General features: G+C 59.9%; 9 protein-coding genes. 2 read left to right on the top strand and 7 right to left on the bottom strand.

All coding sequences use genetic code 11. The features are described from left to right. Positions 1-59 precede the first annotated feature (59 nt). Entirely contained in the window at positions 60-1,469 is a 1,410-nt protein-coding gene (locus BMS17_RS05565) for a PLP-dependent aminotransferase family protein (protein WP_077430590.1), read from the bottom strand. A 137-nt stretch (positions 1,470-1,606) separates the two neighbouring features. On the opposite strand from BMS17_RS05565, the gene BMS17_RS05570 reads away from it, so the two are divergent. After that, the gene (locus tag BMS17_RS05570) at positions 1,607-2,491 is read left to right on the top strand and encodes a DMT family transporter (RefSeq protein WP_175649010.1); all 885 of its coding nucleotides are present in this window, start codon (positions 1,607-1,609) and stop codon (positions 2,489-2,491) included. Here the strand turns inward: BMS17_RS05570 and prpD are convergent. From prpD to BMS17_RS05600, 6 genes are all read right to left on the bottom strand, one after another. Continuing rightward, positions 2,484-3,968 (bottom strand): 2-methylcitrate dehydratase, encoded by a 1,485-nt coding sequence (gene prpD, locus BMS17_RS05575; protein ID WP_077430591.1) that lies wholly within the window; start codon positions 3,966-3,968, stop codon positions 2,484-2,486. The two genes, BMS17_RS05570 and prpD, sit on opposite strands and share 8 nt — an antisense overlap. Positions 3,969-4,170: 202 nt before the next feature. Continuing rightward, the gene (gene prpF / locus BMS17_RS05580; protein ID WP_077430592.1) at positions 4,171-5,361 is read right to left on the bottom strand and encodes a 2-methylaconitate cis-trans isomerase PrpF; all 1,191 of its coding nucleotides are present in this window, start codon (positions 5,359-5,361) and stop codon (positions 4,171-4,173) included. 66 nt (positions 5,362-5,427) lie between these two features. Then, positions 5,428-8,022, bottom strand: a complete 2,595-nt coding sequence (gene acnD / locus BMS17_RS05585) for a Fe/S-dependent 2-methylisocitrate dehydratase AcnD (RefSeq protein ID WP_077430593.1) — start codon at positions 8,020-8,022, stop codon at positions 5,428-5,430. A gap of 184 nt (positions 8,023-8,206) precedes the next feature. Then, positions 8,207-9,334: a 2-methylcitrate synthase gene (gene prpC, locus BMS17_RS05590; protein ID WP_077430594.1), complete on the bottom strand. Its 1,128-nt coding sequence runs from the start codon at positions 9,332-9,334 to the stop codon at positions 8,207-8,209. Between the two features lie 182 nt (positions 9,335-9,516). After that, complete coding sequence (prpB, locus tag BMS17_RS05595) at positions 9,517-10,407, bottom strand: methylisocitrate lyase (RefSeq protein WP_027922545.1); 891 nt, start codon at positions 10,405-10,407, stop codon at positions 9,517-9,519. Continuing rightward, positions 10,404-11,120 (bottom strand): GntR family transcriptional regulator, encoded by a 717-nt coding sequence (locus BMS17_RS05600; RefSeq protein WP_371916721.1) that lies wholly within the window; start codon positions 11,118-11,120, stop codon positions 10,404-10,406. Before BMS17_RS05600 ends, prpB begins: the two co-directional genes overlap by 4 nt. A 301-nt stretch (positions 11,121-11,421) precedes the next feature. Here BMS17_RS05600 and BMS17_RS05605 point away from each other — a divergent pair, with 301 nt between their 5' ends. Further along, a complete protein-coding gene (locus BMS17_RS05605) occupies positions 11,422-11,958 on the top strand; it encodes an ATP-dependent zinc protease (protein WP_046027065.1) in 537 nt (178 codons plus the stop codon). Positions 11,959-11,962 lie beyond the last annotated feature (4 nt).

Below are 11,962 nucleotides of genomic sequence, written 5' to 3' on the forward strand. Positions count from 1 at the left end.
CGAGTTTCTTCAGGATTAATGCGGTCAAATGTGGGAGCGGGCTTGCTCGCGAAGAACGATTACGCGGTCTCTGCCAATGCCCCGGCCAGCGCTTCAAACCCTCGCAACAACAATCGATCATCCCCCGCCGAGTTACACACACTCGCCCGAACACACTGCGCAACGGCGGCATGCCCAACCGCAAACGCCTCCGCGGTCGCCACCCGATAATTTTTCTCCTTGAGCTCCGCCGCAATCTGCGACGCCCGCCACGGTTCGGGCACTTCGATCCAGAAATGCGGACTGTGGGAATGAGTCTTGTACACCGCCCCTTCCAGCAACCCCGCCACCAATGATTTACGACGGCTGATCTCGGCAATTTGCTGCGCCAACAACTGCTCGGCCATGCCGTTTTCTATCCACAGGCTCGCCACTTCCAACGTCAACGGACTGGCCATCCAGCAGGTCCCGCGCACCGCGGCGCTCAAGCGCCCGATCAACGGCTGCGGCGCGTGCAGATAGCCAACCCGTAACCCTGCTGAAACAGCCTTGCTCAAACTTCCGATCAACACCGAGCGCTCCGGGGCGAAATGGCTCAGCGGCAACGGTCGATGTTGAGCCAATACCGCGTGGGCTTCGTCTTCGAAGATCAGCAGATTGTGCTGACGACACACCTCTGCAATCGCCTCGCGTCGTGCGACGGACATCACCGCAGCCGTAGGATTCTGGATCGTCGGCGTGCAGTACAACGCAGAAACCCGGTGCTGACGGCAAATGTCCTCCAGCGCTTGCGGCATCAGCCCTTCATCGTCCATCGCGATGCCGATGAGTTTGATCCCCAGCATCCGTGCAACACTGATCAACCCCGGATAAGTCAGGTGTTCCGTCACCAACGTATCACCGGATTTGAGCAGCGCCATCAGGGCACACAACAGACCGTGCTGGCCGCCATTCACGCAGACAATCTGATCCGCGTGCGGCGCAAACGCACCGTGCTGAAGCCAACGTGCACCCGCCTCGCGGTAGTGCTGCAAACCGACATCGGCGGTGTAGCCGCTGACGCGCTGCATCGCTGCAGAATCGAGCGACACGGCGTGCAGACTCTGGGTCAGAAACAGCGCCTCCTGTCCCGGAATCGGCTGATTGCGGCTCATGTCAAAAAACGGCTGCGGTTCGTCGCTGACATTGCGAAAGCCTGCGTCTCGCACACGCTCCATCCCTTGCTGACGCACATACGTCCCGTCACCGACGCGAGCGACTACCACACCGATTCGTTCGAGTTCGCCGTAAGCGCGACTGACGGTGCCGATGGTCACACCGACGCTATCGGCCAGCAGTCGATGGGGCGGCAATTTGCAGCCGGGTTCGATCAAGCCGTCGACGATGCTTTTGTGCACGGCATCGGCAAGGCGCTTGTACTTCACGCCCACACCATTGGCCAGCCCGTCGCGCAGAATTGACACCATGGCAATACTTGTTTTGACAGTCATTGATGCCCCGAATAGCGTGCTGAAAACAGGTGCAATCATGGATAGACCGTTTACAGATGCAGGTCAATTCCGCCGACTCCGGGAGCTCGATCATGTCCGTCGCCATCAGCACGTCTTCAACCCCTGCAAAACCCTGGCTGGCCGCGCTCGTTACCAGTGTGTTGTTCCTGATCGTGTGCCTGAGTTGGGGCACGACCTGGCTGGGGATCAAGATTGCCGTTGAAACGGTGCCGCCATTGACCGCGGCCGGGTTGCGCTTCCTGATGGCCTTTCCACTGTTCCTGACCTTCGCGCTGTTGCGTCGTGAACCGCTGCGATTTCCGAAAAAAAGCCGCTGGTTTTTTGTGTTCGTCACGCTGTCGTACTTCAGCCTGCCGTACTACTTGCTCAACTACGGCGAGATGCACGTTTCGTCTGGGCTGACCGCCCTGCTGTTCAGTTGCATGCCTGTGTTCATCCTGGTGTTTTCGGCGTTGTTCCTGCGGGAAAAAATCTACCCTTCACAGGTACTCGGCATCGCCATTGGCTTCGGCAGTTTGTTCATGATTATTCGCAGCCAGGGCCTGCATCTGGACCATGCCGAATTGTTCGGAGTGTTGGCCATTCTCTGCGCCGCAGTGATGCATGCGTTGTGTTATGTGGTGACCAAAAAACACGGCACGGCGATCAGCGTGATCACCTACAACACCTTGCCTATCGGCATTGCCGGATTGATGTTGTTCGTCGCCGGACTGACGGTCGAAGCGCCGGTGTTTACGGCGATCAGCCTGCGTTCATGGAGTGCCCTGCTCTATCTCGGGCTGGTGGCCTCGGTGGGTGGTTTTATCGTTTATTTCCTGCTGCTCAAACGGCTGAGCCCGATCATTTTGTCGTTCGTGTTTATCATCTTTCCGGTGTTCGCCGTGATCATCGGCGCCTGGTACGAGGGGCAAACCTTGTCCCGGGAACTGATGATCTACTCGGCGATTTTGCTGACAGGGTTTGCGATCACCAAACTGCCTGTGGAAAAGTGGCTCAGATGACCAACAAATCCATGAAGCGGTTGACCGGCATGGCTTCGAGGGCAGTCTGATCCTTGCACAGCGTAACAATCTGCGCACTGCGCTGAGCGGTAAAACGCGTCGCCAGATTCGCTTTGAACTTGTCTTCCAGCAGCGGGATACCGTCGGCGCGACGACGGCGATGACCGATTGGATACTCCACCACCACGTTCTCGGTGCTGGAGCCGTCCTTGAAGAACACTTGCACCGCATTGGCAATGGAGCGTTTGTCGGCTTCCAGGTATTCACGGGTGAAGCGCGGGTCTTCGACGATGACCATTTTCTCGCGCAGCACATCGATGATCGGATGCGCCGCGTGGAAGTCGTCTTCGTAGTGCTCGGCCACCAGAGTGCCGAACGCCAACGGCACGGCGGTCATGTACTGGAGGCAGTGATCGCGGTCAGCGGCGTTGGCCAGCGGGCCGACTTTGGAAATGATGCGGATCGCCGACTCGTGGGTGGTGATGACGATGCGGTCAATCTCGTGCAGACGATTGCGAACCAGCGGGTGCAACGTCACGGCGGCTTCACAGGCGGTTTGTGCATGAAACTCCGCCGGGAAGCTGATTTTGAACAGCACGTTTTCCATCACATAACTGCCGTACGGCCGCGAGAAACTGAAGGCTCGTTTGTCTTCAGGCTTGAGCGCCAGATCGTTGTTGGTGTGGCTGAACAATACGTCGTAAAAGCCCCATTGCTTGGCCGTCAGCACACCGGGAATTCCCATCTCGCCACGCATCGCGATGTCTGCCAGCCGCACGCCACGACTGGTCGCATCCCCGGCCGCCCAGGACTTACGCGAGCCGGCATTTGGCGCATGCCGATAGGTGCGCAGCGCCTGGCCGTCGGCGAATGCATGGGACAACGCCGACAACAATTGCTCGCGATTGGCGCCCATGAGTTTGGCGGTGACGGCAGTCGAGGCCACTTTCACCAGCACGACGTGATCGAGGCCTAAGCGATTGAAGGAGTTTTCCAGGGCGATCACGCCTTGAATTTCGTGGGCCATGATCATCGCATCCAGCACCGCGCGAACAGTCAGCGGCGCCTCGCCATTGACCAGACGTTTTTGCGAGAGGTGATCGGCCACCGCGAGAATCGCGCCAAGGTTGTCTGACGGATGCCCCCATTCGGCGGCGAGCCAGGTGTCGTTGTAATCGAGCCAGCGCACGGTGCAGCCGATATCCCACGCCGCTTTGACCGGATCAAGTCGATAAGGGGTGCCCGGCACACGAGCACCGAACGGCACGACGGTGCCTTCGACGATAGGCCCCAGGTGTTTGGTGCATTCGGGAAACCGCAGGGCCAGAAGACCGCAGCCGAGTGTGTCCATCAGGCAGTTGCGGGCGGTGTCGAGGGCTTCTTGGGATTCGATTTTGAAGGTAAGGACATAGTCGGCAATGTCCTGTAGGACACGGTCGTACTCGGGGCGGATGTTCTGGTCGACGTTGGCACTCATGTTCGATTCACTCTTGAAGTGGTTCGTTGATGGGACCTCGGTTCAGGGATCAGTCTCGGTTGGTGTAACCATTCTTGTTATTGAAATGCAATAACCTGTGGGAGCGGGCTTGCCCGCGATAGCGGTGTATCAGCCGACATCAATTTCGGATGTGCGGGCCTCATCGCGGGCAAGCCCGCTCCCACAGGGTTTAGCGTTTATCTCAGAACGAATCACCCGGTACACGGACGTAACCTTCCATCAACACCCGCGCACTGCGGCTCATGATGGCTTTTTTCACGACCCATTCACCGTTGACCAGACTGGCTTCGGCACCGACACGCAGCGTGCCCGACGGATGCCCGAAGCGCACCGCGTTGCGTTCGACACCGCCGGCGGCGAGGTTCACCAACGTGCCGGAAATAGCGGCCGCCGTGCCGATGGCCACCGCTGCGGTGCCCATCATCGCGTGGTGCAATTTGCCCATCGACAGCGCACGCACCAACAGGTCGACATCGCCCGCCTCAATCGCCTTGCCGCTGGACGAAACGTAGTCCGCCGGTTTGGCCACGAAAGCCACTTTCGGGGTGTGTTGACGCTTGGCCGCTTCGTCGATGTTCGAAATCAGGCCCATGCGCAATGCGCCATAAGCGCGGATGGTTTCGAACATCAGCAGCGCTTTCGGATCGCTGTTGATCGCGCCTTGCAACTCGGTGCCGGTGTAACCGATGTCCTGGGCATTGACGAAAATCGTCGGGATGCCGGCATTGATCATGGTCGCCTTGAAGGTGCCGACGCCGGGTACTTCGAGGTCATCCACCAGGTTGCCGGTAGGGAACATCGAACCGCCGCCGCCCTCTTCTTCCGCTGCCGGGTCCATGAATTCGACCTGCACTTCGGCGGCTGGAAAGGTCACACCATCGAGTTCGAAATCACCGGTTTCCTGCACTTCACCGTTGGTGATCGGCACATGGGCAATGATGGTCTTGCCAATGTTGGCCTGCCACACGCGAACCACGGCCACGCCGTTGTGCGGAATGCGGCTGGCTTCGACCAGGCCGTTACTGATGGCGAACGAACCGACCGCTGCCGTCAGGTTGCCGCAGTTGCCGCTCCAGTCGACGAAAGGCTTGTCGATGGACACCTGACCGAACAGGTAATCAACGTCGTGATCGGCCTTGAGGCTTTTCGACAGGATCACGGTTTTGCTGGTGCTGGACGTCGCACCGCCCATGCCGTCGATTTGCTTGTCGTACGGGTCGGGGCTGCCGATCACGCGCAGCAGTAAAGCATCGCGGGCCGGGCCTGGAACCTGTGCCGCTTCGGGCAGATCTTGCAGGCTGAAAAACACGCCTTTGCTGGTGCCGCCACGCATGTAGGTGGCAGGGATTTTGATCTGAGCTGCGTGAGCCATGTGCTCGTTACTCCTTACCTTGAAAACAGACACGGGACTTGAAGTCCCGTGTCTGTACAGCGTGTGTTAAACGGCGACTGCCGACTCTTCGAGGAAGTCCTGGGCAAAGCGTTGCAACACGCCGCCCGCTTCGTAGATCGACACTTCTTCGGCGGTGTCGAGGCGGCAGGTCACCGGCACATCGACGCGCTCGCCGTTCTTGCGATGGATCACCAACGTCAGCTCGGCACGCGGTGTGCGCTCGCCGATCACGTCGTAGGTTTCACTGCCGTCGATGGCCAGGGTGTGACGGTTGGTGCCGGCCTTGAACTCCAGCGGCAACACGCCCATGCCCACCAGGTTGGTGCGGTGAATGCGCTCGAAACCTTCGGCGGCAATCGCTTCCACACCTGCCAGACGCACGCCCTTCGCGGCCCAGTCACGGGACGAACCCTGACCGTAGTCGGCGCCGGCAATGATGATCAGCGGCTGCTTGCGTTCCATGTAGGTTTCGATGGCTTCCCACATGCGCATGACCTGGCCTTCCGGCTCGACACGTGCCAGCGAACCCTGCTTGACCTTGCCGTTTTCCAGAACCATTTCGTTGAACAGTTTCGGGTTGGCGAAGGTTGCGCGTTGCGCGGTCAGGTGGTCACCACGGTGAGTCGCGTAGGAGTTGAAGTCCTCTTCCGGCAGGCCCATTTTCGCCAGGTATTCGCCGGCGGCGCTGTCGAGCATGATCGCGTTGGACGGCGACAGGTGATCGGTGGTGATGTTGTCCGGCAGCACTGCCAGCGGGCGCATGCCCTTGAGCGGACGAGCGCCGGCCAGCGCGCCTTCCCAATACGGCGGACGGCGGATGTAGGTGCTCATTTCGCGCCAGTCGTACAGCGGCGCGACTTTCGGGCCGGTGTCTTCGTGGATGGCGAACATCGGAATGTAGACCTGGCGGAACTGCTCCGGCTTCACCGATGCCTTGACCACGGCGTCGATTTCTTCGTCGCTCGGCCAGATGTCTTTCAGGCGGATTTCCTTGCCATCGACCACTGCCAGCACATCTTTTTCGATGTCGAAACGGATGGTCCCGGCAATGGCGTAAGCGACCACCAATGGCGGCGAAGCAAGGAACGCTTGCTTGGCGTACGGGTGAATCCGGCCGTCGAAGTTACGGTTACCGGAGAGCACCGCCGTGGCGTACAGATCGCGGTCGATGATTTCTTGCTGGATCACCGGATCGAGTGCGCCAGACATGCCGTTGCAGGTGGTGCAAGCGAAGGCGACGACACCGAAGCCGAGCTTGTCCAACTCATCGGTCAGGCCGGCTTCATCCAGATACAGGGCGACGGTTTTCGAACCCGGGGCCAGGGACGACTTGACCCATGGCTTGCGGGTCAGACCGAGCTTGTTGGCGTTGCGCGCCAGCAGGCCGGCAGCGATCACGTTGCGCGGGTTACTGGTGTTGGTGCAGCTGGTGATGGCGGCGATGATGACGGCGCCATCGGGCATTTGACCCGGTACATCGTCCCATTGGCCGGAGATGCCTTTGGCGGCCAGATCCGAAACCGCCACACGGGCGTGCGGGTTGCTCGGGCCAGCCATGTTGCGCACGACCGTGGACAGATCGAAGGTCAAGCCGCGCTCGTATTGCGCGCCTTTCAGGCTGTCGGCCCACAAGCCAGTGGTCTTGGCGTAATGCTCGACCAACTGCACCTGATCGTCTTCACGGCCGGTGAGTTTGAGGTAGTCGATGGTTTGCTGGTCGATGTAGAACATCGCAGCCGTGGCGCCGTATTCCGGGGCCATGTTGGAAATGGTTGCGCGGTCGCCGAGGGTCAGCGCGGCGGCGCCTTCACCGAAGAACTCCAGCCATGCGCCAACGACTTTTTGCTTGCGCAGGAACTCGGTCAACGCCAGCACCATGTCGGTGGCGGTGATGCCCGGTTGCAGCTTGCCGGTCAGTTCAACGCCGACGCTTTCCGGCAGACGCATCCAGGAAGCACGACCGAGCATGACGCTCTCGGCTTCCAGGCCACCCACACCGATGGCGATCACACCCAGCGCATCGACGTGCGGGGTGTGGCTGTCGGTGCCGACGCACGTGTCGGGGAACGCCACGCCGTCACGTACCTGGATCACCGGAGACATTTTCTCCAGGTTGATCTGGTGCATGATGCCGTTGCCTGGCGGGATCACGTCGACGTTCTTGAACGCCTTTTTGGTCCAGTTGATGAAGTGGAAACGGTCTTCGTTGCGACGGTCTTCGATGGCGCGGTTCTTCTCGAACGCCTCTGGATCGAAACCACCGCGCTCGACGGCCAGGGAGTGGTCGACGATCAATTGAGTCGGCACCACCGGGTTCACTTGCGCAGGATCGCCGCCTTGCAGGGCGATGGCGTCACGCAGGCCGGCGAGGTCGACCAGTGCGGTCTGGCCGAGAATGTCGTGGCACACCACACGGGCCGGGAACCACGGGAAATCGAGGTCGCGCTTGCGTTCGATGAATTGCTTCAGGGAATCGCTGAGCGTGGCCGGGTCGCAGCGACGCACCAGGTTTTCCGCCAGCACGCGGGAGGTGTACGGCAGGGTGTCGTAGGCGCCGGGCTGGATGGCCTCGACCGCCGCGCGGACGTCGAAATAATCCAGATGGCTGCCGGGAAGCGTTTTACGGAATTGTGTGTTCATCGTCAGGACTCGGGTCACGGTAGTTACAAAGGGTGGGGCCTGGCATTGCATTGAAACCGATCCCCTGTAGGAGCCGAGCTTGCTCGCGATGACGGACTGACATTCAACATTGATGTCGACTGATACACCGTCATCGCGAGCAAGCTCGGCTCCTACAGGTTTGCGGTTAGCCGGCCGCCACCATTCAGCGTTGTTCGATTGGCACGAACTTGCGCTGCTCAACGCCGGTGTACTCGGCGCTTGGGCGGATGATGCGGTTGTTGGCGCGCTGTTCGTACACGTGTGCAGCCCAGCCAGTCAGGCGCGAGCAGACGAAAATCGGGGTGAACAACTTGGTCGGAATGCCCATGAAGTGGTACGCCGAGGCATGGTAGAAGTCGGCGTTCGGGAACAGTTTCTTTTGCTCCCACATGGTCTTGTCGATGGCTTCGGAAACCGGGAACAACACCTTGTCGCCCACTTCGTCCGCGAGTTTTTTCGACCAGCCCTTGATCACTTCGTTGCGCGGATCGTTGTCCTTATAGATCGCGTGACCGAAGCCCATGATCTTGTCCTTGCGCTCGAGCATGCCGAGGGTGCCTTCGATCGCCGCTTCCGGCGAGCTGAAGCGCTCGATCATTTCCATCGCCGCTTCGTTGGCGCCGCCGTGCAGTGGACCGCGCAGCGAACCGATTGCAGCCGTGATGCAGGAAAACAGGTCCGACAAGGTGGACGCGCAAACACGCGCAGTGAACGTCGAGGCGTTGAACTCGTGCTCTGCGTAGAGAATCAGCGAAACGTTCATCACCTTGACGTGCAACTCGCTCGGTTTCTTGCCGTGCAGCAGGTGCAGGAAGTGGCCGCCGATGGATTGCTCGTCGCTCACGCAGTCGATGCGTTTGCCTTCGTGGCTGAAGCGATACCAGTACGTCATGATTGCCGGGAACGCGGCCAGCAGACGGTCGGTTTTGTCGTGTTGCTCGGAGAAGTTGTTCTCCGGCTCCAGGTTGCCCAGGAACGAGCAGCCGGTACGCATCACGTCCATCGGGTGGGCGTCGGCGGGGATGCGTTCCAGTACTTCTTTCAAGGCTTGCGGCAGGTCACGCAGCTTGCTCAGTTTGGCGACGTAGGCGGCCAGTTGCACTTTGCTTGGCAGTTCGCCGTAGAGCAGCAGGTAAGCGACTTCTTCGAATTGCGCGTCCGCCGCCAACTCACGAACGTCATAGCCACGATAGGTCAAACCGGCGCCCGACTGGCCCACGGTGGACAGTGCGGTTTGCCCGGCAACCTGGCCACGGAGCCCGGCGCCACTGAGTACTTTTGCTTCGGCCATTGCTGTCTCCAGTATTTTTTGAATTTGTCAGGGAATCTGCAATTTCTTTCAGATTTACATCGCACATCCGTAGCAGCTGTCGAGCACCGCGAGGCAGCGTCCGGCTGCGAAGCAGTCGTAAATCATCGCCTGATTTGGCGAGTCCTTCGGGCTCGGCAGCTGCTACATGATTGCGTCCTTCATTACTTCTTCGCGGCGAACAACGCATCGAGCTTTTGCTCGAAGGTGTGGTAGTCGATGCGATCGTAAAGCTCCATGCGGGTCTGCATGGTGTCGATGACATTCTGTTGCGTGCCGTCGCGGCGGATAGCGGTGTAGACGTTTTCCGCGGCTTTGTTCATCGCACGGAAGGCGGACAGCGGGTACAGCACCAGCGATACATCGGCACCGGCGAGTTGCTCGGTGGTGTACAGCGGTGTTGCACCGAATTCGGTGATGTTGGCCAGGATCGGGGCTTTCACACGGCTGGCGAACAGCTTGTACATGTCCAGTTCGGTGATGGCTTCCGGGAAGATCATGTCGGCGCCGGCCTCGATGCACGCAGCCGCGCGATCCAGGGCAGACTCCAGGCCTTCGACGGCCAGGGCGTCGGTACGGGCCATGATCACGAAGCTGTCATCGGTACGCGCATCAACGGCAGCCTTGATGCGGTCGACCATTTCCTGCAACGACACGATTTCTTTATTTGGGCGGTGACCGCAGCGCTTGGCGCCGACCTGGTCTTCGATGTGAACGGCTGCGGCGCCGAACTTGATCATCGACTTCACGGTGCGGGCAACGTTGAACGCCGAAGAACCGAAACCGGTGTCCACATCCACCAGCAGCGGCAGGTCGCAAACGTCGGTGATGCGACGCACGTCGGTCAGCACGTCATCCAGGCCAGTGATGCCCAGGTCCGGCACGCCGAGGGAGCCGGCAGCCACCCCGCCACCCGACAGGTAAATGGCCTTGAAACCGGCGCGCTTGGCCAGCAACGCGTGGTTGGCATTGATTGCGCCGACCACTTGCAATGGATGCTCGCTGGCGACCGCATCGCGGAAACGCTGGCCTGGAGTGCTCTTGTTCAAACTCATGACTCACCTCGTTTGGCTGTCGGGTTAGCGCCGTCCTGGTAATGACGGGCGATATTGCGTTTGGAGGCGCCGATGTGACGGCGCATCAACAACTCGGCCAGCTCACCGTCACGGTCGGCGATGGCATCGAGAATTCGGTGGTGCTCGGCAAACGCCTGATGTGGGCGATTGGGTACGGTGGAGAACTGGATGCGGTACATGCGCACCAATTGATAAAGCTCGCCACAGAGCATTTGGGTCAGCGTGCGATTGCCGCTGCCCTGGATAATCCGGTAATGGAAGTCGAAATCGCCTTCCTGCTGGTAGTAGCCACGTCCGGCCTGAAACGCCTCGTCGCGCTCATGGGTTTCGAGGACCCGACGCAGTTCGTCGATTTCTTCAAGGGTCATGCGCTCGGCAGCGAGACGGCAGGCCATGCCTTCAAGGGATTCGCGGATCTCGTAGAGCTCCAGCAGCTCGGCATGATTGAGCGAAACCACCCGTGCCCCGACGTGCGGCACACGCACCAGCAGGCGCTGGCCTTCCAGGCGATGGATCGCCTCGCGCAGTGGCCCGCGGCTGATGCCGTAGGTGCGCGCCAGTTCCGGCTCGGAGATCTTGCTGCCCGGGGCGATATCACCCTTGACGATGGCCGCCTGAATACGCCGGAAGACGTTTTCGGAAAGCGTCTCCGAATCGTCTTGCGTTGTGAGCGGGGGATCCAGTTGATCCAGCATATTGTCGACACCTTGAAAGCTGATGCGGCAAAAACTAGCGAAAACCGGCCGCGCAGTCAAAGGTTAATTGGATATTGTCGACAATCGTCTAATAACCTGCCGCACCATAACAAAGCAGCACTACCATTTATAGCCGCCTGCCAGCGCTGGCGCCATCAAGCCACCGTGCTAGAATGCCGCCCGCAATTGTTTGTGACATCTGCATTGTTTGTCACAAATGGCTGATAGGCATACGAGGGAGCTTGCGCAGCGATGCCAGGGCCTTGAATCAAGTACGGACCGCTGCGCGCCAGGATTTATGAGACTCAAGCTTCTCCCGACATTCCTTTATCTACTGTGTCTGCCCGGTTTTGCCGCGGCGGCGGGGAAAACGGTGTACGGCCTCAACGAGTACGCCTCCCTGGATGGCATCAACCTTGAAGTCGCGGCCAAACTCGACACCGGGGCGAAAACCGCTTCATTGAGTGCCCGCGACATCAAACGCTTCAAACGCAATGGCGAATCCTGGGTGCGCTTCTATCTAGCCATCGACACCGCTCATTCGCACCCGATCGAACGGCCACTGGCCCGGGTCAGCAAGATCAAGCGCCGGGCCGGTGACTACGACCCGGAAGAAGGCAAGAAGTACACGGCCCGCCCGGTGATCGAGCTGGACATCTGCATGGGTTCGGCTTTACGCAGCATCGAAGTGAACCTGACCGACCGCAGCGCCTTCCAATACCCGCTGTTGATCGGCTCCGAAGCGCTCAAGCGCTTCGACGCGCTGGTTGACCCCAGTCTTAAATACGCTGCTGGCAAACCCGCCTGCGCCACCGACGCTCATACCGCAGAGTAATTCC

Source organism: Pseudomonas sp. C9 (assembly GCF_002000165.1).
In the GTDB taxonomy this organism is placed as follows: domain Bacteria; phylum Pseudomonadota; class Gammaproteobacteria; order Pseudomonadales; family Pseudomonadaceae; genus Aquipseudomonas.